This window comes from Cytobacillus sp. FSL M8-0252 (assembly GCF_038007345.1).
GTDB classification, from domain to species: domain Bacteria; phylum Bacillota; class Bacilli; order Bacillales; family Cytobacillaceae; genus Cytobacillus; species Cytobacillus kochii.
Genome location: NZ_JBBOWZ010000001.1, coordinates 1332496 through 1353786 on the forward strand (window position 1 = coordinate 1332496; position 21291 = coordinate 1353786).

The window sequence follows — 21291 nt, forward strand, 5'->3', positions numbered from 1 at the left end:
TCACATTAAAAAGGGTTGTCCAAAAAGTCACTTCTTCGACTTTTGAGCAACCCTTTTACTCTTTTCAAAGCCTTCGTATAGGACAAAGATACTAAAAATGAAGTGTTCAATTTACAGAATTATCCATGAGGTTTCTTACCCTTTTTCTTCATTAATATTTGATGAAAGACAAAAATATCCCTTCTCTAGCAAATGCAAGTGAACCGCCCCTGCAGTGGCTATATCGACTTTATCTACCATCCATTGTTCCATACGTATATCCCTTTTTAGGTTAGAAAAAAACAAAAATAGAGTGAAGTGATCAGTAAACAAATATTCAACTAGGTTAATAATTTTTAGGGTTGTCTCATAGGATAGAAGAGATTATTTATTTGTGGGGACAAAAAGGAGAGGCGAAATGAACAAGTTCTTCAAGGGATTGCTTTTATTAATTCTAGCGGCTTTTGCAGGTGAATGTATTGAATTTCTGATTAATATGGTGCTTGCTAGGCAGTTAGGTGAACATGGTTTAGGGCTTTATATGTCTATTCTTCCAACCATTTTTTTGATTGTTTTATTAGCAAGTTTTGAAATGCCTGTTTCCATCTCTAAATTTATTGCGGAAAAGGATAGAAAATATCACTATAGTATGCTCAATCATGTGATTAGAATGACGGTTATCTTTTCACTTATATTAATCCCGTTAGCATCAGCGATTCTCCCATTTATTACTGTTTTTGATGATTATCATCCACTATTAAGGTGGATGGCTATAATTCTCATACCGATTATTTCATTTTCTTCTATTGCTAGAGGTTATTTTATGGGCAACGAACAAATGGGGAAGATTGCTTCTGCCAATTTTTTGAGAAAATTCATTCAGCTTTCATTGCTGATTCTACTTTTTCATTTGTTTCGCTTTGAAACGGAAACGGCAGTTTTTATAGCTGTTTGTACATTTGTTGGCAGTGAAATAGCGATTTTTGCTTATTTCATTCATTTATTTGTCATCCAGTATCAAAGGATGAAGAAATTGCCGTTTGAGCAGATGTCTGGTATGAGTGTGTGGAAAAACTTGATGGGGGTGTCTATCCCTACAACTGGTCTACGGATATTTCATGCTTTAACCCATGCGATCCAACCATTTTTAATAAAAGCGGCATTGCTAAAGTCTGGAATCAGTACGGATATTGCCACTGAACATTTTGGGATGGTTGCAGGTGTAGCAATGACAATTGGAATGTTTCCCGCTTTTATTGCTCATTCCTTTATGGTTATGCTCATTCCTACTGTTTCAAGAGCATATGCTGAAGAGAAGCATAATTACTTACGGCGGTTACTTCAACAAGTATTTTTTATCACCTTCTTGTATGGTGTTCCATCTGTTACCATTTTTTATTTCTTTGCCGAACCTTTAACTAGTACATTTTTCCACTCAATAGAAGCAAGTATATATGTGCAATTACTGTGGCCATTCTTTCTGTTACACTTTTTTATTTTCCCTATGCAAGCATTTCTTATTGGTTTGGGTCTTATGAAAGATGCCTTTTATCATGCTGTGTGGTCAACACTTATATCTTTTGTTGCGATGTATGTATTTGGATCAATGGAAAGTCTGCAAATGCATGGCGTAATTTTAGGCATTAATATGGGAGCCATTTTATTAATGTTCATGCATTACATGACGATATGTAAGAAGATTGGTGTTACTTGGTTTCTTACAAAACAAACAAGTTTTTATTAAAAAAATAAAAAACACTGTAGGGGAAGAAGGTCTATCATTCGTCTATTAGGGTAAGAAAAGATATAAAGGAGGAAAGGGTAATAGACCCAGATGAAGTATGGAAGCAACAATTAATTACACATTCGAAAATTATGTGAGCGAGTATGCTCAATCATTATACAGATACATTTATTCTTTAATTAAACATCCCCAAAGAGCGGAGGATTTACTCCAAGAAGCCTTGATTTCAGCTTATTTAGCTTTCCCTTCCTTGAAAGAAGAAACGAATATTAAAAATTGGTTATATAAAATTGCATTAAACAAATGTAGGGATCAATGGAGAAAACAACAAAGTGAACGACAATTTTTAGAAGAGAGGCTACCTACTCTATATGAGGAAGCCAAATCTCCAGGGGCCGATGAATTGTTTGTTAAAAAAAGTAATCGAGAAGAAGTAGAGAAGATTATCTTTTGTCTACCTGAAAAATATAAAGAACCACTATATCTTTATTACTTCGAACAAATGTCATTAAAGGAAATAAGTGAAGCAACAAAGCTACCTCTCTCGACAATTAAGACAAGGTTGAGGAGAGGAAAAGCTAAACTTCATCCAATGATTGTAGAAGAAAAATAACCTAAGGAAAAATCCCTAGGTTATTTTTCTTCTTGTTGATTATTATAATAATTAACGGAAGTCATAGCACCTTCACTCACCATTTCATTATCGCGGGTGTCTTGTGGATCGGGATGTCCGGCTTTCATTTCATATTGATCCTCACTATTAGTTGGAAGATAACTTTTCATTTTATGTGTGAGTGTCTGTAACTTTTCACGATTTTCCTTCTTAGCAAGTAATAGTAAACTTGTTACGCCAACTCCTGCAATAATAAAGTTCTTTGGACGAGATTTCATATTAACTCCTCCTTCATTTTATGGAAAGTTTATTTCTTGCATGTATTATAATTACCCGTTTCATTTAAATATAAACATATGGTTTTGTTATGTTCATTTTCAGGGAATGTTAAAGTAGGAGGGTGAGAATGAATGGATACAAAAGAGATGAATAATTGGCGTTGGCTTAATTTTTTTGAACCAGAAGCAAACAAACATTTAGCATTCCCTTTTTATAAAGAAGAAATTGAAATGTGGATCGAGCATATATCTTCTCAAGAATCAAATCATCTCCATTTGCGATCAACGGAAGGGAAAAGCTACATTTGTGGATCGCTCATCTATGAACAAAAGCTTAATCAACAAAAAGAATATAAGCTTCTCCATTATTTTCTAACAGAACATGTACTGATAACGAGTGAATTTGAACAGGATAGTCATATAAATGATGATATGTTGGAAGCTGAAAATGCAGTTGCGGGTTTCTCTATTCTTTTAGCGGAGATTTTAAAGAATAGTATTAAAAGAATTGATGATTTTGAGTTGAAATTAAACGATTTACTTTGGGAAATCAAACAAAAGAACAGTATTGATCGATTAGAAGAAATTTTTCAGCTAAGACATGAAGTGTTAGTTTGGAAAAACTTTATGATTCCAATTATAGAATTATCGTTTGGCTTGGAAGAAGCATTTTCAAGGGAAATTGTTGAGACAAAGCATTTTAAAAATATGAGAAAAAGGTTAGAAAGAGGAAATATGTTAACGAAAGAGTATATTGAAGAAATTGATCACCTTGTACATTTTGAAGAAATGGTATCCTCCCATCGAGGAAATGAAGTTATAAAAACTTTAACAGTTATTACGACATTATTTACACCAATTAGTGCATGGGGAGCTCTTTGGGGGATGAATTTCTCATTTATGCCAGAATTAGATGAGAAATGGGGATACGCAGGTGCATTGGTCATTATTATTCTATCTACTGTAGCTGTCTATATGTTACTGGTGAAAAAAGGATGGACAGGGGACACACTCAGGCCAAAAAAGAAGAATTCATTTTTTAAATAACGGTAATGAGGTATGATATATAAAGGTATCCTTTGATACTTTTATGAAGGGAGAAAATAGTGTGAGTGAATCAAAGTTTTGTAAAGAATCATATGTTGTAAAAACAAGTATTGTTCAACCACCAGATACAAATGGACATGGAACGCTGTTTGGTGGGAAGTTAATGGCTTATATAGATGATATTGCTGGGATTGCAGCTATGAGGCATTCAAGAAAAGCGGTTGTAACAGCGTCAACTGATTCAGTTGATTTTTTACACCCTATTTACGCTGGTAATGCGGTTTGCTTAGAAGCATTTGTTACATATACAGGCAGGTCTTCAATGGAGATATTTGTAAAGGTTATATCAGAAGATCTCTTAACAGGAGATAGAAATATTTGTGCCCTATCTTTCCTTACAATGGTAGCGCTTGGTGAAGATGGGAAACCAGCACCCATTCCTAAAGTTGTACCCGTGACTGACGAAGAAATGAGCCTATATGAAAGTGCGAAAGAAAGAGCGGAACATAGAAAGCGCAGAAGGAAGGATAGTGAAAAAAGGGCACAAAGCTTTGGAACTGAACTTCCGTGGAGAGAATAGATTCCTTTCTTAAGTGTAATAACAGGGGTTATATGAATGAGTACTAAAAATAGCTTGCCAATGGGCGAGTTATTTTTATTTGAAAAGAACTTCCTCATGTAAAACAAGAAAAATGAATAATTATTCATTTTAGGCAGGAAGATTCATTTACCACATAGAATATTAATAAAGTTACTGCGATGAAATGAAAGATTTCGAGGACAATTAGATACTGAAATCATTACCGCTATACTGTAATCCTATTGAAAAATCATGTGAATTTTAGAGTAACGAATTTCTTTCTATTTTATGTTTGCATTTCCATGTCCTTGCTACAGCTTAAGGTATTTTATTGATAAAAGGGAGGCTTAACATGTCTGTATTACTTGAGCTTGAAGAAATGACGGATAAAATGAATAATCAACCAGAGTATATTGTAAATGAAAAAAATAGAGTGTTTCAAGTGGATTTAAAAGAAAGTGGCCCCATTCAAATTGTTTTATGCGATGGAAAGGTAAGTGTAATTGAAGGGGAAGCTGACGATCCTGCGGTTAAATTAAGAATGAGTGATAGCCACTTTTCTAGTCTATTAAAAGGTGATTTAAACACGACGGTAGCCTTTATGACAGGTGGTTTAAAGGTTGAAGGTAATGTTGGGTTAGCATTGAAGCTTCAGGAAATATTAAAAAAATATCAATCTTTATAAGAGGTAATGTGTTAAGGCAGGCGTTCAAGTAAACACCTGCCTTAAACTCATTTTAATTGTAAGACCATATGAATTTCATCATAATAATGTCCTTCCACTTTTAAAGCACGAGGTTCGTGAGCATATGAGCGGAAACCTAGTTTTTTGTATAATTTTATTGCAGGTTGATTATCTGCCATGACAGTTAAATGTAATTGTTCGATAGTCGTACTAACTTGTGCTTTTTCTATGACCGTGTTCATTAATTGTTTTGCCATTCCGAGCCCTCTAAATTCCTCTCGTACAAATAAACCAACGATATGTGCTTTATGGCGCATTTTTAATTTACTTTCATATAACAAAGTGATGATGCCGCCTAATTTACCTTCATGAAAAGCACCGTAAGTGATTGCTTGACTAGAGAGCAATTTCTTTTCGATATCTAGTATTGATTGCTGTACTTCTTCTTCAAAACTAGAGGCAAAACTTTCTGGATGTTCTTTAAGTCCAATGAGACGTATTTGTTTGAAACTTTCGGCATGTTCTTTATGTAAAGGTATGACTTTCATTTTATTCTCCTCAACGTTTATAAAAATTATGATAGAGCTCGTTTCTTTAAATGAAAATTAGGGTACTAATAATAACAGCAACTTACGGGATGGGGCATGGTAATGAAAGGTAGAAGAAGAGTAGAGTTTTTATTTGTATTCATTCTGATGGTTACATTATATATCGGACTTTTTATGGCAACAAGTATAATGACTACGATAATGTGCCTTGTATTTTATAGTTTGGCAATATTAGTGATATGCTATTCCATTATGCTGGAAGATCGAACCCCACAGCATACATTATTATGGATGTATGTAATCGTATTCTTTCCGGTGTTTGGATATTTATTTTATTTATTTTCAGGGCAATTATATATGAAAGGGTATTTATTTAAAAGTAAACGTAGCAGAGATAGAGATGAATGGAAACGCTTAATGCATAGAGAAGAAGAACAAGACATATCATTCCTCCAAGATGGCCAGCTTCGATTTGCGGAATTTGCTAATCATTCATCATTAACTCCGATAAGTACGAAGTCTAAAGCAACCATTTTAAAAAACGGTGATGAAACTTTTTTTGAAATTAAGAGAAGGCTGTTACAGGCAAAAAAATTCATTCATATGGAATATTACATTTTTCGTTCTGATCGCTTAGGAAAAGAAATAATGAAGATATTGATGGATAAAGCCAAGCAAGGAGTAGAGGTGTTATTTATTTACGATGCAGCTGGGAGCTTAACACTGCATGCGGAAGATATCAACCAGATGTTAGATGCTGGCATCCGAGTAAAACCATTCTCGCCTTTAAAGTATGGTTTTTTTAATCAGAAATTTAATTTTAGAAATCACCGTAAGATTATCATCATTGATGGAGAAATCGGCTTTACGGGTGGATTGAATGTTGGAAATGAATATTTGGGTGAAGATAAGCAAATTGGATTTTGGCGAGATACCCATCTTTTATTAAAGGGTGAAGCTGTCTATATACTACACACGATATTTTTATTAGATTGGGAATATGTTGCTAATGAAGAGGTGTTGGATAAATATCGTAATGATAGGAAGCCTATACATAAAAAAGATGATGTGGTAGACGGAGCGCTTCAGGTCGTTGCCAGTGGACCAGATACGCAACAGGGTATTATGGGGGATTTTTATTATTCGATGATTTCGTCTGCTGATTATTCCATTTGGATTGCTACCCCTTACTTTGTACCAGATGAAGCCATTCGTACGGCATTAAGAGTAGCTGCGGCAAAAGGGATTGAAGTGAGAATTCTCGTCCCTGAAATCAATGATAGTTTTTTTACGCAATATGCTAGCCGTTCTTATTTTTCTGAACTTCTTCGCTATGGAGTAGAGATCTATTCATATAAAAAAGGTTTTCTTCATCAAAAAATAATTATTATTGATGGGAATTTAGCCAGTATTGGTACTGCTAATATGGATATGAGAAGTTTCCATTTGAACTTCGAGGTGAATGTTTTTCTTTACGGGACAAGTTCTATTAGAGATTTAGTTGCTCATTATGAAGATGATATGAAAGATAGTTTTAAAATAAGTCCGGTACAGTTTTACAAAAGAGGATTATTAGAAAGAACAAAAGAGTCATTTGCGAGATTATTTTCTGGTGTACTTTAATTCGGAACATTGTTTTGAACTGTTCGTAATCATATGAAAGAATCGGAAGCTGGTTCTTAAATGCAAAAAGAAGAGCATCCATTCTTTCTTTGCTTTTGATATTAAGTTTAACTGGCTAGAATACAGTTAAGATTTATTTGAGAAGTTACATAGGGGAGTAGGTATCAGCTCGAATTGAAACAATAAATAGTAACATTTTTAACGTTGCTAAAATGGTTTCTTTACTTTTAAGCAAATTATTATCGTTTTCATTAACAATCCAATAGAATGGAGATATTAAATATTGGGGGTTCGCCATTGGAACTTATAGCTAGTCTTACTTATATAAAAGTTGTGCGTAAAATTGATTGGAATGTCCAAAAGTATGAGGAAATAGAAAGTGAAATCAAACTTTTCGATGAGAAAATTATATGGAGTGAAGACGAAATAGATATCCAAGCTGTTTTTGATATTTCATTTAGAGAATCGAAAAAAAAGCTAGGTACATTGTATTTACATACTAATCGTGGTGTATATCCTTTTTATATGAAAGATGTACCTAAGCATTTTATAGAGCAATATCGAAATCTAATTAAAAAATAACTAAGATTGGATTCCTCTTCATACAATCCTTGTTCCTTATTAGAGATTATTCCTTCATTTACCTATTTTAAAAATGTCCACGAGAATATTAACGTTTTCACTTATCAATAAACTACCCTTTATTTAACTCTGCGTCCATGACCAATCGTTTTCTATAGCTAATCTTTGAAAGAAACAGTCCAAGTTCATATAGTCCAATTAATGGAAAGAGTACAAGTATTTGTGAGAAAAAGTCTGGTGGCGTAATGAGTGCAGAAACGACAGCAAGCACCACATATGCGTATTTTCTTACTGACTTTAGCATTTCAGGGGATACGACCCCGATATTTGTGAGAAAAACTAGTAATAATGGAACTTCAAATAGAAATCCAAACGGAATAGTAGAAATCAATAAAAATGAGAAATATTCTCGAGCAGTAATCATCATAGAAAAATTACTTTCGCCAAGGTGCATGAGAAAGCCATAAATGGTTGGGAATACAATGAATAAACCAAATGATAAGCCAATGGCGAAACTACAAATAATTCCTGGAATGAACATGATCGAGATTTTTGCTTCTTTATCATTCAATGCAGGTCTAATAAATAGCCATGCTTGAAACGCAATGAAGGGAAGGGAAATGCCGAGGCTAATGCTACCGGCAATCCCTGTGTATAGTCTAATGACATCTAATGGCCCTAGCATGACGAGATCATAGTCATTAGCTAGAATGGGAATAAGGTGGTTAATAAACACTAAGCAAAGGATAAAACAAAAGGTAAAGAAGACAATCGATCGAATGAGCACTTTTCTTAAATCAGTTAAATGCTCCACTAGTGTTTGGTCATTATTCTCCATCTTTACAGCCTCCATCACAGATGTTATTTAGATTCCTCTTCATTTTTAGCAGCCACTGTTAATGTTTCCTTGTCGCTATCGTCCATAATTTCTCTTGTCGATCTTTTAAATTCAGCTAATGTTTTTCCGAAAGCTGAGCCAATTTCAGGTAGTTTTTTTGGTCCAAATATAATCAAGGTGATGACAAGGATAATGATTAAACCTGGTATTCCGATATTTGTTAAACCCATTACAAATCAACCCCTTTCCTACTAATTAGGCGAGCAAGCCACCTTCTTTGCTATATTTGAGGATACCTTCTGCTGCTCTGAATGCGAGTGCACCGACAGTTGCCGTTGGGTTATAGCCCCCATTATGTGCAAAAGCAGAGGCACCTACAACAAATACATTCTCAGCATCCCACATTTGCAGATAATTATTAACAGCAGATGTTTCCGGTTCAGCGCCCATAATAACACCACCTGTATTATGAGTTGTTTGATATGGCACAATATCATAACTTTCAAGATTCGAACGTTCATTTACTTTATCTGCGCCCATTTCAAGCATAATTTGATCTGCAATTTTGCCGATATAGTTATAAAGCTCTTTATCTTGTTTTGTAAAGTCGTAAGTTAAGCGAAGCAATGGTAAACCATAAGCGTCTTTGTACGTCGGATCAAGGTCCATAAAGTTATGTTGTACAGGCATGGAAGCCCCTTGTGTTCCAATATTGAGTGATCTTGTAAAATACTTGATAGATTGTGCTTTAAACTCAGCTCCCCAGTTTGGTGTACCAGATGGAACGGTATTTGAGCCAATCGGTCGTTTACCTGATTGATTAATGGAGATAGAGCCACCATGGATAAAGTTTAGATCTGAGTGATCGAAGTTATCACCATTATAATCATCAATTGTTGCACCTAATGCTCCTGCTCCCATAAAAGTGTTAAAGCGTTCTTCTTCAAAAAAGCCTGTAGAGCCAGGGAGAATCTGATAACAATAGTTCTTACCAATCACACCAGTCCCGTTTTCCGGGTTATAGGCTTTGCCTATTTTTGAATGTAGAAGTAGTTTCGTATTATTCATGACATAGCTCGTAAGAACGACTGTATCAGCCGGTTGAATGAATTCTTCTTTCGTTAATACATCTACGAATTTCACACCTGTTGCTTTTCCACCTTCATGTATGATTTCAGTTACATTAGCAAAATTGCGTATATCTACATTGCCTGTTTCCATAGCATAAGGAATGACGGCAACAGTTGGGTCTGCCTTTGCACCGTATTCGCAACCAAAACGTTCACAAAATGCGCAATATTGACAGTTAGCAATCTTTGCACCGTACATGTTCTCATATGGTTCACTTAAATTAGCTGAAGGCATATGGTATGGATGCATACCTAATGAGGTTGTTGCATCTTTAAACCGTTTGGTTAATGGTGTCTCTTTCATCGGTGGTGTTGGATATGGATTGGATCGTTCCGGTCCAAAATGAGCCTCTTCACCACTAATACCAGCGACCTTCTCATATTTATCAAAATATGGTTCCAATTCGTCGTATGTAATGCCCCAATCCTGAATTTGTAATCCTTTGATTTTACTTTCACCATATTTTTCAATTGTTTTTGATCGTATTTCAAAATCATAAGGCAAAAAACGGAAGGATTGGCCGTTCCAATGAACACCAGAACCACCAGAACCCTCACCTAATAGGAAAGAACCAAGTTGACGCATGGGAAGGGCCCTTTCCTTTTGGTTATTACGGAAAGTTAAACTTTCCTTTGATAAATCTTGCATTAATTCATAACGAATAGCATAACGAAGCTCATCGTGTACGACATAATAATCTTTCAAGCCTCTTTCTTTACCTCGTTCTAATCCAACAACCTTTAATCCTTCCTTACCAAGCTCGGCAGCAATAATGCTACCAGCCCAGCCCATACCGACGATGACGACATCGGTTTTAGGTAATTTTTCAGCCATTGTATTTCCTCCTATTCAATCCACTTATTTTGTATAAGAATGTAGGGCTTGTGGTTCAATTTCCATAAATTCATCTGATTCAATTTTGTCGTAATAACTCATTTGATGCCCAGGATAGTTTTTCATTTTCCAGCCTTCCATATTAATATTTCCTCCATATGCAGGGTCAGCATATACACCTTCAATCGTGGCTGCTCTGAGAATATTAAAAAAGGTTTTGGATGTTACTCCTTTGAGCTCAACCTCATCATTTTGGAAGGAAGTTAAGATAGCATCTTGTTGTTCGCCTTCCAAGTCAGGGAAATTCTTATCGTGTTTTTCATTAGCCACTTTTTGCAGTGCCTTTATCCCGGTATCAAATACTTCATGTCTCTTAAGAGGGGATTGATAACCTTGGAAGTTAGAGCCTGGAAAGAATGGTCCTTGCATATATTCACGAGCATTGTTCCCCCAAGAACCAGCGAGCGAGTGATCTATATAATAGGCAACGCCTAATTCATCAGCTCCTGGACCGTTATCATCACTTGGGAAAATTCTTTCAGAAGCAGCGACTAAAACGGCAAACATTTCAGGGTTTGTAAAATAAAGAGGTGCTTGTAGATAGCTGGTTCCTTGATGTTCCCCTTGTGTATTTGTACCTTCTTGCTCATCATTCATATTGGCACCAATGAGCCCACCGATAATTCCTCCACCGACAAGTCCACCTGCTACGTAACCAGAGTTTCTAATAAAGCGCCTTCTTGACATTTTCTTTTCAGAGTGTTGTTCTGCCATTCGTAAAAAAACTCCTTTTTTCGTATTATGTTTATAAAGTGTTCCGATTATCCAGATTTATTCATTTTTGGGCATAAAAAAAACGACAGAAGTATTCTGTCATTTTTATCATGTTACTTGTTATTTTCTATCTTTCAGTAAACCAATTAGTCTAAGTAAGTTTAGGAAGAGATTAATAAAATCTAAATACAAATTCAAAGTGTAAGTTGGGATTTGACTTTTTTTAATACCGTATTTTTTCAAACGATTAAAGTCATATAGAATATAGCCACTGAATATAAGGACACCTATAAATGAATAAATGAGTAGTGAAGTGTCATCTAATGGCCAAAAGATTCGTATGATAGCAATAATGATAAAGGCAAGTAATGCAATTGATAATATACCGCCTAAAAAACTAAAATCTTTCTTTGTAATAGTGGCATAGCTCGCAATAAAAATAAAAATGATAGTTGTTGCTATGAGCGTCATTAGTATCGTTTGCATACCTATTGAAGACACATATTGATGTAGAATTGGATAAATAGACAAGCCAGATATAAAGGTAAATAAGAATAAGAAAAAGTAGGAAATCCCCTTTTTTCGTCTAAGAAAAAAAGCGATGATTAACATAATTACTTCAATTATCTTGATCGGTAGAAAATACTGGCTTGGAACAACTGTACCAAGAAAGACCCCAATAGTGGCAATAGCAAGAGAAATCATAAAAATAATAATAACACGACGAAAATATTGTTTTTGAATAGATGATGGCATTGGACCACTTCTTTCTATATAAGATTAGCTGTGTGAATAGATGCATGAGCATTTATGTGGCAAATAGGAAAAAGAACAAATGATATGATGAGATGTCTATCATTTGTTCTTTTTGCCACTCATATAAATATTCCTAGATTTTATTTAGGACTCATGATTTTGTTTTTTTGTTATATCAAGTGAGTTCTGCTCTTGTTTTTGCAACAAGTCACGAATTTCGATTAGTAATTCTTCTTTTGCATCTTTTTCTGGCGGTTCAGGCGTACTCTCTTCTTCTTTCTTCCTAATTCTTTTATTCATAAATTGGACAAAAAGAAAAATGGAAAAAGCGACAATCAAAAAGTCGAAAACGGTTTGAATAAATTGTCCATATAGTATAACAGATTCCCCAAATGGAGGGGAATAAGAGAGTTTTGTGAAATCGACTCCACCGATAAAGATTCCAAGAATAGGCATAATCAGATCATTCACTAGAGAAGTAACAATTTTTCCAAAAGCTGCCCCTATAATGACCCCGATTGCCAGGTCTAACACATTTCCTTTCATAGCAAATTTCTTAAATTCTTGTAACATAGCAAAAAATCCCTCCAAATCAAAAAGTAGTTCTTATGTTGAATTCTTTAAGAAACATTGTATATAAATATTTAAACATAGTAAACGGGAGAAATCAGGACATTAAGTTTACTTTACGATTATTTATTCTGTTTGTAGTATTGTTTCAGATTTGTTACAATTTAGAATGTCAATAAAGAAATGTATGATAGCTTAAAAATAGAATTGACGACTAGTCTTTCATAAAAAGGACTTTACTTAGAATATTAAGCACTTGGCAAGGGCCAAGTGATTTTTGTTGATAGGGAGATTTAAATGAAGAAATATTTATATATATTAATGTTAACTACTCTCATGTCTGGTTGCATGAATGAGTCAAAGGTGAATAAACAAGAAATGGAGCCAAGTTCAACTGTTGCTCATGAAGCGGATGAAGTAGAAAAACAACAGGTGGCAGTCCTTGAAGAAAATGCCATTTACGAAACAACAATGGTGGATGGGGAAAAAAGTTATGAAGTATATATTTCCTCAAATCAAGATGATAGCAATCAATATTCATTTTTTGTTGCTGAAGAGAACGGTAAACTGGCATATAGCCAAGAGCTTGCCTATGAGAAATTCAATAAAAATAATATCTATTCACTGAATACAAATAAACAAACTCTTATTATATTATCACTTGAAAAGAGTGAGGAAGTATCGTCACTTCGAGTTATTTCAATGGACCAAGGGATATTAAGAGAGGTACCGATTGAAGGTGGAGAATTGCTTAACTTAACAGATAGAAAACTTAAATCCTTAAGTCAAAATGTCCTTCAATCGGCCTATCCGGTTAATCAAAATGAATCGATTTTTCTCAGCTGGGAATTACAAAATGATCCATTAGTCCTTTCACTCCATGATGAAGCAACGGTAACTGAAGATTCTGGTGCTTATCAATCATTATTAGATCAGTCTTGGATGGATATTTGGAGCGAGACGGAAGAAGTGTTTTATCCTTATGAAAATATTGAGTTGACTAAAGAAGTAATTGAAAGAGCGAAAATGGGTATACCTATGGGTGGCCCTTATCCAATTGGTACGAACATAGAAGACATTAAAAAATCTAACCCTTATTACATTCAAGAGGGAATACTTCATGGTCAACAGTATTTAATGTATCCAGAAACAATCTACTACTATAACAGAGAAGATGGGGCTGTATCTACAGTTGCCATCCCAGGGGAAAGATTACAATCTTCATTAGCAGATCTCAAGAAGTTATTAGGAGATCCAGTTAGACAAGAAGAGGAGAACGGTTTAATCTATTCTGAATTTCTTGCTGATAAATATGTTCTTAAAACCTATACGGATGAATCAGGAGAGATCAAGCAAATCTCATTAAGTAAGCAATAAAACATTATATTTTGATCATAGGTAGGCTGCGAAATTTTTAAAAACAAGATAGTAGCAGCCTATTTGTGCTGCCTAAATTCAAAGGATTCTCGCATGGTAAGTCACTCAGAAAGAAAAACAGAACTGAGCGCTTTGCAAAAGGGTGTAGCAAGTCACTCAGAGAGAAAGCAGAGAGTGAGCGCTTTGTAAAAGGAGTTTGCAGATCACTCAGCAAGAAAACAAGAACTGAGCGCCGCGCAAAAGGGATCAGCAAGTCACTCAGAAAGAAACCAGAACATGAGCGCTTCGCAAAAGGAGATTGCAGGTCACTCAGCAAGAAAACAAGAACTGAGCGCCATGCAAAAGGGATCAGCAAGTCACTCAGAGAGAAAGTAGAGAGTGAGCGCTTTGCAAAAGGAGTTAGCAGGTCACTCAACAAGAAAACAAGAACTGAGTGCCACGCAAAAGGGAACAGCAAGTCACTCAGAGAGAAACTAGAGCATGAGCGCTTCGCAAAAGGAGTTAGCAGGTCACTCAGCAAGAAAACAAGAACTGAGTGCCACGCAAAAGGGAACAGCAAGTCACTCAGAGAGAAACTAGAGCATGAGCGCTTCGCAAAAGGAGTTAGCAGGTCACTCAGCAAGAAAACAAGAACTGAGCGCCACGCAAAAGGGATTAGCAAGTCACTCAGAGAGAAAGCAGAGAGTGAGCGCTTCGCAAAAAGAGTTAGCAGGTCACTCAGCAAGAAAACAAGAACTGAGCGCCGCGCAAAAGGGAACAGCAAGTCACTCAGAGAGAAAAGAGAGAGTGAGCGCTTAGTAAAAGGAGTTTGCAGGTGACTCAGAAAGAAAACAAGAACTGAGCGCCGCGCAAAAGGGAACAGCAAGTCACTCAGAAAGAAAACAGAACATGAGCGCTTCGCAAAAGGGATTAGCAAGTCACCCAGAGAGAAACTAGAGAGTGAGCGCTTTGCAAAAGGAGTTTGCAGATCACTCAGCAAGAAAACAAGAACTGAGCGCCGCACAAAAGGGATTAGCAAGTCACTCAGAGAGAAACCAGAGCATGAGCGCTCCGCAATAATCTGTTTCTCAAATAGCAATATTACTTAGAGTAGTAGGAATAACAATAAAGTATGATTCACAAAAAACAGAATGCTCAGGGGGCGTGCTTGCTCATTCACAAAAGATATTGTATCCCCAAAAAATCACGAAAAGTAGACCCAAACGCTAGCGTTTGGGTCTGAAGAGTGCTCACGCAATATTTCTTTGTTAAAATGCCCAATCCCCTTTACGGAATACAGGTTCTGTTGTACCATCTTCAAGGATACCGTCAATATCCATTTCAGAGGAACCGACCATAAAGTCTACATGGGTGATACTTTCGTTTAATCCGTTTGTTTCTAGCTCTTCACTATTCATTTTTTTGCCACCTTCTACACAGAAGGCGTAGGCGCTGCCGATAGCGAGGTGATTCGATGCATTTTCATCAAATAATGTGTTATAGAAAAGAAGGTTTGATTGAGAAATTGGTGATTGAAATGGTACAAGCGCGACTTCACCCAGATAATGAGAGCCCTCATCTGTCTCAACTAGTTGTTTTAAAATTGCTTCGCCTTCCTCAGCTTTATAATCAACTATTCTTCCATCTTTAAAAGTAATGGAGAAGCGGTCAATAATGTTACCACCATAACTAAGTGGTTTTGTGCTTGCGACAGTGCCATTTACACCATATTTATGTGGCACTGTGAACACTTCCTCTGTTGGCATGTTTGCCATGAATTCATGACCGTTTTCATTGACGCTTCCAGCACCAACCCATAAATGTTTTTCTGGTAATTCAATCGTCAAATCTGTTCCTGGTGCGGTGTAATGTAATTTTTTATAACGTTTTTCGTTTAAGTATTCTACTTTTTCGTGTAATGTTTGATCATGATCTTTCCATGCTTGGATAGGATCATCTAAATCAGTTCGTGTTGCTTTAAAGATAGCATCCCAGAGTAAGTTGACTCGTTCCTCTTCTTTTGCGTCAGGGAACACCATATTCGCCCAAGCTTGAGAAGGTGCGGATATTACTGTCCAGCTTACTTTATCTGTTTGCACAGCTTTACGATATTTTGCTAATGCTTGACCTGATGCTTTTTGGAATGTGCTGATTTTCTCAGGGTCAATTCCTTTCAGTAAATCAGGGCTAGAAGAGACAATCGCAATAAAAGCTGCTCCGTTTTCAGCTAATTCTTCCGTTTCACGCGCACGCCATTTCGGATACTCTTTAAAGGAATCAATCGGTGCTAATTCATACTTTGTACGAGAAACAATATCATCATTCCAGTTCACAATAACTTGATCAGCACCAGCTTCATAAGCATTTTTTACAATTTTTCGAACCAATTCGGCAGAATCAATAGAAGTATTGATGACTAATGATTGACCTTTTTGAATATTGACACCCACTCTAACTGCTAATTCTGCATATTTGTCGAGCTTTTCTTCAAAAGTACTCATACTATGTACACTCCCTTTGTCAAAAACTTCTTACTTATTGTAACTTTTCTATAGGAAAAAAGAAACTTTTTATCTTCATGACAAAATAGAGGGAAGAACTACACGGTTTACATGGTAAAACATATGCAAGAAGTTGCTCATGATATAACAAAAAAACTGCCAAAACAGCAAGATTCTTACTGGATTGACAGTGTTATGTTTACTCTTTATCTTCCATTGCTTGTTTTAACAAGTCACCAAGGCTCGTACCGAATTGATCATTTTTAGCAGAGTATTTCTGAACAAGCTTTCTTTCTTCACGTTTATTGACTTTTTGTTTCTTATCTGCCGCTTTTTCAACCACATTACATTTGCGACATTGGAAGTAGGTGCCGGCTTTCCCATTGTGAACTTCCATCTTTTTATGACATTGAGGACAACGACGATTAGAAAGCTTTGGATCTTTTCTTTTTCTGAAGTTACAATCAAGACTCGAACAAACGAGGATTTTTCCCTCTTTCGTATTCCGTTCTTTTAAGAAAGAGCCGCATTCAGGACATTTCGATCCGGTTAAGTTATGGGCGCGGTAAGACTTATCACTTTTCTTTACTTCGGATACAATTTGCTTCGTTTGTTGTCTAATTTTCTTTAGAAAGTCATCACGTTTTGCTTTTCCATGTGCGATTGCTTCAAGTTCTTTTTCCCATTTAGCTGTTAATGCTGGAGATGTTAATTCATCATTTACAAGATCCATTAACTGCTTTCCTTTTTGGGTGGAATGAAAGCGCCCGTTCTGTCTTTCCACTACTTCTGATGAGATAAGCCTTTCGATAATTTCGGCACGCGTTGCAGGTGTACCTAAACCGAATTTCTCCATCCCTTGTAACAGATCGGCTTCACTTAAGCGAGCAGGGGGCTCTGTTAATTTTTTTACCGTCTCGACTGTATGAACTTGCAGCTGTTTCCCTTGTTGTAACTGATTCAACGCAGTCTTTAAATTTTGTTCATTCGTAGATGAATGGAGCGTTTTAAACCCTAAGTCAATGATATGGGTTTCTTTAGCTACGAACGTTTCACCAGCTATATCTAACTTTAATAGTACACTCTCATATTGATATGGCGGATAAAATAAAGCAAGGAATCGCTTAGCAATGATATCAAATAATTTTTTCTCATCTGTTGATAAATCACTGAGATGTACTCTTTGTTCTGTTGGTATGATAGCATGATGATCCGTCACTTTACTATTATTAAATACCTTTTTGGCAAGTACCTTACCCTTTTTCGCAAGCAAAGGTTTTACTTCTGTACTATAAGCACCAGCAATTGCCTCTAATCTTTCCATCATTGTACTTTCCATATCGCTTGTTAAATAACGAGAGTCTGTACGTGGATACGTTACGATTTTATGTTGTTCGTACAATTTTTGCAGTACAGATGATGTTTTTTTAGCTGAGAAGCCGAATTTTTTATTGGCATCACGTTGTAGCTCAGTTAAATCATATGGAAGTGGTTGTGCTTCACTTCTTTCTTTCCGATTAATCGATTGCACTGTTGCTTTGGCTTTTGTTGTTTGTTTTTTAATCGTTTCAGCTTGATCACTATGAAAGATTCGTTTTTCACCATTGTTTTCCCATTCTGTTTCTAATACGCCTACTTTTGCATGAATCATCCAATAATCCTGTGGGGTGAATTTCTGGATTAGCTTCTCACGATCCATAATAAGGGAAAGCGTTGGAGTTTGCACTCTACCAGCAGAAAGAGGTTCTTGATACTTCGTTGTTAATGCACGTGAAATATTTAATCCAATGAGCCAATCTGCTTCAGCTCTGCAAACAGCAGAATCATATAAATTTAAAAAGTCTTTCCCTGGTTTAAGGTTTTTAAATCCTTGTTGTATTGCTCGATCGGTGACAGATGAGATCCAGAGGCGGTGGATTGGCTTTTTCCATTTAATCTTCTCTAAAATCCATCTAGCAACTAACTCACCTTCACGCCCAGCATCGGTTGCGATAATAAAGTCTCCTACATCATTTCGCTTGGAAAGATGCTCGACCGTTTTAAATTGATGACTTGTTTGCTTCATTACCTTGATGCCCATTTTATCAGGAATAATTGGCAGGTCTTCTAGTTTCCATTGTTTGTATTTGCTATCGTAATGTTCGGGCATCTTGAGTTCTATTAAGTGACCAAGCGCCCAAGTAACAATATAATGCTTGCCTTCTATATAGTTTTTATGCGACTGATTGCATCCTAATACTCTGGCTATTTCTCTGCCGACACTTGGTTTTTCGGCTAATACTAATGATTTCATATTTTCTCCCTTCCAAAAAAAACAATCTCCTAAACTAAAGGGTCGTTAATTATTATAGCGGAAAATGGAATGAATTTATATGGGTTGCTCTATTGCTTTATTTTGCTAACATGGTAATCAGGTAGAATATGGTAAAAATCAATTGACATGAATAAGTACCGCTTTATAATATAGATATAAGACAGATCAAATAGGTGACGTATCATGAGCGTAAATAAAAATGAATTTTTTTTAATAAAAAGACCCAAGTATCATTTCGGTGATACTCGGGTCTTTTCTTTATTTTGCTAATGTGATAAGGAGGTAATAAGATGATTGATTTAACAGGGGAACATCTGACGATAGAGCAAGTGAAAGCGGTTGTCTTTCATGGAGAAGAAGTTAAAATTGCCCGTAAGAGTATAGAAAATGTAGAAAGAAGTCATATGGCTGTAAAGAGAATCGTTGCGGAAGGAAAAACGGTATATGGGATTACGACTGGTTTCGGTAAGTTTAGTGATGTTCATATTGATCGCAAACATGTAGAGGAGTTGCAGATCCATTTAATACGCTCTCATGCATGTGGAGTCGGTGAGGCGTTCTCAGAGGAGGTCTCGCGGGCAATGTTATTGTTAAGGGCTAATGCGCTCATAAAAGGGCATTCAGGGGTTCGTCTTGCATTAATTAATAGACTACTTACTTACCTTAATCAACGAATTCATCCCGTCGTTCCTCAGCAAGGATCCTTAGGTGCAAGTGGAGATTTAGCACCGCTATCCCATTTAGCACTTACACTTGTTGGTGAAGGTGAAGTCTTTTTCAATGGACAAAAACAAAAGAGCGCAGAAGTACTACAGGCATGTGGTCTTACTCCGCTGACTTTAGAAGCAAAAGAAGGTCTTGCGTTGATTAACGGTACACAAGCTATGACCGCTCAAGGAGTTATCGCCTATATTGAAGCAGAAAACTTAGCTTTTGAAAGCGAAAAGATTGCAGCTATATCGGTAGAAGCATTAAATGGGATAATCGATGCATTTGATCATCTAGTACATGAAGCTCGTGGTTATCCTGAACAAATCGCAACAGCAAAACGAATGAGGTCATACTTAAGTGGTAGTAAGTTAACTACTGTTCAAGGAGAAATGAGGGTCCAGGATGCCTACTCTATAAGATGTATTCCGCAAGTGCACGGGGCTACTTGGCAAGCACTTAACTATGTGAAAGAAAAGCTCGAAATTGAAATGAATGCTGCAACAGATAACCCTTTAATCTTTGATGATGGAGAAAAAGTAATTTCAGGCGGGAATTTTCATGGTCAACCCATTGCGTTAGCTATGGATTTTTTGAAAATTGCCGTTGCTGAGTTAGCGAATATATCTGAAAGAAGAATAGAAAGGTTAGTTAATCCACAACTCAATCAATTGCCCGCTTTTCTTAGCCCAGAACCGGGGCTGCAATCAGGTGCCATGATTATGCAATATTGTGCAGCTTCACTCGTGTCAGAGAACAAAACACTGGCTCATCCTGCTAGTGTTGATTCTATTCCTTCTTCTGCTAATCAAGAGGATCATGTAAGTATGGGAACAATTGGTGCAAGGCATGCCTATCAAATCATAAAAAATGTAAATAAAGTGATCGCAATTGAATTGATTTGTGCTATGCAAGCGGCTGAATTTAAGGGAATAGATAAAATGGCTAATCATACCCGCTCACTATATGAACAAGGGCGAACCATTGTACCAACAATTAACCAGGATCGTATTTTTTCTAACGATATCGAAAATTGCACGGAGTGGCTAAAAAGTAAAGCTTATCATTAACTTTTTTTATTAAAAAGGCTGTAATCCCTAAGGTTACAGCCTAATAAGAATATTAACGGTTTTCACTTTGTTCAATGCGATTTTTAAAGGCTTCTTGAACGACTAAAAACTCCTCGTCTTCTTGCGCTTCAGTTGATTTTTCTTTTTGATATTGTTCATTAAACGCACCTGGATGCTGTTTGTTCTTATGATTAAAATGTTTACCTCTTGACATAGTGAATCGCTCCTTTCTATTTTATATTTCCCTTCATTCGTTAGGGATATGTAACTGCATGGAGTATAATAAGATGAAGGTGAGGTGTTCATTTAATGGATTTATTCTCAATTTTAGCAGAAGAGAAAATCAAACAAGCGCAAAGACAGGGAGAGTTTGCTCATTTAAAAGGGCATGGTAAGCCATTACCGAAAGATGAACTAAGTGGGGTACCAGAATCTCTAAGAATGTCTTATAAAATAATGAAAAATGCAGGATATACAACAAAAGAAATCGATCTTAGGAAAGAGATGCTAACAATTGAACAATTAATTGCAAGTTGTGAGAATGAAGAGAAAGAAGGAGAACTAAAAAAAGAGCTGAATGAAAAGAGGTTAAAATTCCAAGCTTTGTTATCAGAAAGAAAAGTGGCAACAAACACACAAATTTTCAAAAATTATGAACAGAAAATCGAAAACAAGCTTTTTAAATAACCATACAAAATGATGCTATTCATTCATTTTTGTGTGGTTTTTTTATGTATATAAACACAAAAAGACAAATAGG

At 36.0% G+C, this 21291-nt stretch carries 22 protein-coding genes; 11 read left to right on the top strand and 11 right to left on the bottom strand.

Translation table 11 applies throughout. From position 1 onward, the window contains the following. Positions 1–397: 397 nt before the first annotated feature. Together MKX83_RS06920 and MKX83_RS06925 are read left to right on the top strand one after the other, a co-directional pair. The gene (locus MKX83_RS06920) at positions 398–1723 is read left to right on the top strand and encodes an oligosaccharide flippase family protein (RefSeq protein WP_289433178.1); all 1326 of its coding nucleotides are present in this window, start codon (positions 398–400) and stop codon (positions 1721–1723) included. A 97-nt stretch (positions 1724–1820) separates the two neighbouring features. Further along, positions 1821–2336 carry an RNA polymerase sigma factor gene (locus MKX83_RS06925; protein ID WP_224935386.1) on the top strand — a complete coding sequence of 172 codons (516 nt, stop codon included), beginning with the start codon at positions 1821–1823 and terminating at the stop codon, positions 2334–2336. 20 nt (positions 2337–2356) lie between these two features. Here MKX83_RS06925 and MKX83_RS06930 read toward each other — a convergent pair whose 3' ends face one another. Next, complete coding sequence (locus MKX83_RS06930; RefSeq protein WP_224935388.1) at positions 2357–2614, bottom strand: hypothetical protein; 258 nt, start codon at positions 2612–2614, stop codon at positions 2357–2359. 132 nt (positions 2615–2746) lie between these two features. Between MKX83_RS06930 and MKX83_RS06935 the strand changes: the two genes are divergently transcribed. The 3 genes from MKX83_RS06935 (at position 2747) to MKX83_RS06945 (ending at position 4926) form a co-directional block, all read left to right on the top strand. Further along, positions 2747–3661 (top strand): magnesium transporter CorA family protein, encoded by a 915-nt coding sequence (locus MKX83_RS06935; RefSeq protein WP_224935392.1) that lies wholly within the window; start codon positions 2747–2749, stop codon positions 3659–3661. Positions 3662–3722: 61 nt separating this feature from the next. Next, positions 3723–4241 (top strand): acyl-CoA thioesterase, encoded by a 519-nt coding sequence (locus MKX83_RS06940; protein WP_224935394.1) that lies wholly within the window; start codon positions 3723–3725, stop codon positions 4239–4241. Between the two features lie 352 nt (positions 4242–4593). Then, the gene (locus MKX83_RS06945; RefSeq protein WP_095370103.1) at positions 4594–4926 is read left to right on the top strand and encodes an SCP2 sterol-binding domain-containing protein; all 333 of its coding nucleotides are present in this window, start codon (positions 4594–4596) and stop codon (positions 4924–4926) included. A 47-nt stretch (positions 4927–4973) separates the two neighbouring features. On the opposite strand, the gene MKX83_RS06950 is transcribed toward MKX83_RS06945, so the two are convergent. Beyond that, on the bottom strand, positions 4974–5474 hold the full coding sequence (locus MKX83_RS06950; protein WP_341054740.1) for a GNAT family N-acetyltransferase: 501 nt from the start codon (positions 5472–5474) through the stop codon (positions 4974–4976). Between the two features lie 102 nt (positions 5475–5576). On the opposite strand from MKX83_RS06950, the gene cls reads away from it, so the two are divergent. After that, on the top strand, positions 5577–7097 hold the full coding sequence (gene cls / locus MKX83_RS06955) for a cardiolipin synthase (protein WP_095370101.1): 1521 nt from the start codon (positions 5577–5579) through the stop codon (positions 7095–7097). A gap of 297 nt (positions 7098–7394) precedes the next feature. Next, positions 7395–7679: a hypothetical protein gene (locus MKX83_RS06960; RefSeq protein WP_095370100.1), complete on the top strand. Its 285-nt coding sequence runs from the start codon at positions 7395–7397 to the stop codon at positions 7677–7679. 112 nt (positions 7680–7791) lie between these two features. Here MKX83_RS06960 and tatC read toward each other — a convergent pair whose 3' ends face one another. The 6 genes from tatC to mscL all read right to left on the bottom strand — a co-directional run bounded on the left by tatC (position 7792) and on the right by mscL (position 12585). Continuing rightward, complete coding sequence (gene tatC, locus MKX83_RS06965) at positions 7792–8517, bottom strand: twin-arginine translocase subunit TatC (protein ID WP_095370099.1); 726 nt, start codon at positions 8515–8517, stop codon at positions 7792–7794. A gap of 23 nt (positions 8518–8540) precedes the next feature. After that, the gene (gene tatA / locus MKX83_RS06970; RefSeq protein ID WP_095370098.1) at positions 8541–8747 is read right to left on the bottom strand and encodes a twin-arginine translocase TatA/TatE family subunit; all 207 of its coding nucleotides are present in this window, start codon (positions 8745–8747) and stop codon (positions 8541–8543) included. 25 nt (positions 8748–8772) lie between these two features. Continuing rightward, positions 8773–10482, bottom strand: a complete 1710-nt coding sequence (locus MKX83_RS06975) for a GMC family oxidoreductase (protein WP_341054747.1) — start codon at positions 10480–10482, stop codon at positions 8773–8775. Between the two features lie 24 nt (positions 10483–10506). Then, positions 10507–11256: a gluconate 2-dehydrogenase subunit 3 family protein gene (locus tag MKX83_RS06980; protein WP_095370096.1), complete on the bottom strand. Its 750-nt coding sequence runs from the start codon at positions 11254–11256 to the stop codon at positions 10507–10509. Between the two features lie 120 nt (positions 11257–11376). After that, on the bottom strand, positions 11377–12012 hold the full coding sequence (locus tag MKX83_RS06985) for a Bax inhibitor-1 family protein (RefSeq protein WP_322910032.1): 636 nt from the start codon (positions 12010–12012) through the stop codon (positions 11377–11379). A gap of 144 nt (positions 12013–12156) precedes the next feature. After that, positions 12157–12585, bottom strand: coding sequence for a large conductance mechanosensitive channel protein MscL (gene mscL / locus MKX83_RS06990; RefSeq protein ID WP_095370094.1), 429 nt, complete (start codon positions 12583–12585; stop codon positions 12157–12159). Positions 12586–12879: 294 nt separating this feature from the next. On the opposite strand from mscL, the gene MKX83_RS06995 reads away from it, so the two are divergent. Continuing rightward, complete coding sequence (locus MKX83_RS06995; protein WP_341054751.1) at positions 12880–13959, top strand: hypothetical protein; 1080 nt, start codon at positions 12880–12882, stop codon at positions 13957–13959. 582 nt (positions 13960–14541) lie between these two features. Beyond that, complete coding sequence (locus tag MKX83_RS07000; protein WP_340978196.1) at positions 14542–14757, top strand: hypothetical protein; 216 nt, start codon at positions 14542–14544, stop codon at positions 14755–14757. 449 nt (positions 14758–15206) lie between these two features. On the opposite strand, the gene MKX83_RS07005 is transcribed toward MKX83_RS07000, so the two are convergent. Together MKX83_RS07005 and MKX83_RS07010 are read right to left on the bottom strand one after the other, a co-directional pair. Next, entirely contained in the window at positions 15207–16439 is a 1233-nt protein-coding gene (locus MKX83_RS07005; protein WP_341054754.1) for an aminopeptidase, read from the bottom strand. Between the two features lie 199 nt (positions 16440–16638). Continuing rightward, complete coding sequence (locus MKX83_RS07010; protein ID WP_341054756.1) at positions 16639–18732, bottom strand: DNA topoisomerase III; 2094 nt, start codon at positions 18730–18732, stop codon at positions 16639–16641. A 311-nt stretch (positions 18733–19043) separates the two neighbouring features. Between MKX83_RS07010 and hutH the strand changes: the two genes are divergently transcribed. After that, entirely contained in the window at positions 19044–20531 is a 1488-nt protein-coding gene (hutH, locus tag MKX83_RS07015; RefSeq protein ID WP_341054759.1) for a histidine ammonia-lyase, read from the top strand. A 52-nt stretch (positions 20532–20583) separates the two neighbouring features. Here hutH and MKX83_RS07020 read toward each other — a convergent pair whose 3' ends face one another. Then, entirely contained in the window at positions 20584–20745 is a 162-nt protein-coding gene (locus MKX83_RS07020) for a hypothetical protein (RefSeq protein ID WP_224935434.1), read from the bottom strand. Positions 20746–20840: 95 nt separating this feature from the next. On the opposite strand from MKX83_RS07020, the gene MKX83_RS07025 reads away from it, so the two are divergent. Beyond that, the gene (locus MKX83_RS07025; protein WP_095370089.1) at positions 20841–21218 is read left to right on the top strand and encodes a DnaJ family domain-containing protein; all 378 of its coding nucleotides are present in this window, start codon (positions 20841–20843) and stop codon (positions 21216–21218) included. The last annotated feature ends 73 nt before the right edge of the window (positions 21219–21291 follow it).

Coding starts and splice junctions, on each gene's coding strand:
- MKX83_RS06920 (WP_289433178.1), top strand. CDS start 398: ATGAACAAGTTCTTCAAGGGATTGCTTTTATTAATTCTAGCGGCTTTT.
- MKX83_RS06925 (WP_224935386.1), top strand. CDS start 1,821: ATGGAAGCAACAATTAATTACACATTCGAAAATTATGTGAGCGAGTAT.
- MKX83_RS06930 (WP_224935388.1), bottom strand. CDS start 2,614: ATGAAATCTCGTCCAAAGAACTTTATTATTGCAGGAGTTGGCGTAACA.
- MKX83_RS06935 (WP_224935392.1), top strand. CDS start 2,747: ATGGATACAAAAGAGATGAATAATTGGCGTTGGCTTAATTTTTTTGAA.
- MKX83_RS06945 (WP_095370103.1), top strand. CDS start 4,594: ATGTCTGTATTACTTGAGCTTGAAGAAATGACGGATAAAATGAATAAT.
- MKX83_RS06950 (WP_341054740.1), bottom strand. CDS start 5,474: ATGAAAGTCATACCTTTACATAAAGAACATGCCGAAAGTTTCAAACAA.
- cls (WP_095370101.1), top strand. CDS start 5,577: ATGAAAGGTAGAAGAAGAGTAGAGTTTTTATTTGTATTCATTCTGATG.
- tatC (WP_095370099.1), bottom strand. CDS start 8,517: ATGGAGAATAATGACCAAACACTAGTGGAGCATTTAACTGATTTAAGA.
- tatA (WP_095370098.1), bottom strand. CDS start 8,747: ATGGGTTTAACAAATATCGGAATACCAGGTTTAATCATTATCCTTGTC.
- MKX83_RS06975 (WP_341054747.1), bottom strand. CDS start 10,482: ATGGCTGAAAAATTACCTAAAACCGATGTCGTCATCGTCGGTATGGGC.
- MKX83_RS06980 (WP_095370096.1), bottom strand. CDS start 11,256: ATGGCAGAACAACACTCTGAAAAGAAAATGTCAAGAAGGCGCTTTATT.
- MKX83_RS06985 (WP_322910032.1), bottom strand. CDS start 12,012: ATGCCATCATCTATTCAAAAACAATATTTTCGTCGTGTTATTATTATT.
- mscL (WP_095370094.1), bottom strand. CDS start 12,585: ATGTTACAAGAATTTAAGAAATTTGCTATGAAAGGAAATGTGTTAGAC.
- MKX83_RS06995 (WP_341054751.1), top strand. CDS start 12,880: ATGAAGAAATATTTATATATATTAATGTTAACTACTCTCATGTCTGGT.
- MKX83_RS07000 (WP_340978196.1), top strand. CDS start 14,542: ATGAGCGCTTCGCAAAAGGAGTTAGCAGGTCACTCAGCAAGAAAACAA.
- MKX83_RS07005 (WP_341054754.1), bottom strand. CDS start 16,439: ATGAGTACTTTTGAAGAAAAGCTCGACAAATATGCAGAATTAGCAGTT.
- MKX83_RS07010 (WP_341054756.1), bottom strand. CDS start 18,732: ATGAAATCATTAGTATTAGCCGAAAAACCAAGTGTCGGCAGAGAAATA.
- hutH (WP_341054759.1), top strand. CDS start 19,044: ATGATTGATTTAACAGGGGAACATCTGACGATAGAGCAAGTGAAAGCG.
- MKX83_RS07020 (WP_224935434.1), bottom strand. CDS start 20,745: ATGTCAAGAGGTAAACATTTTAATCATAAGAACAAACAGCATCCAGGT.
- MKX83_RS07025 (WP_095370089.1), top strand. CDS start 20,841: ATGGATTTATTCTCAATTTTAGCAGAAGAGAAAATCAAACAAGCGCAA.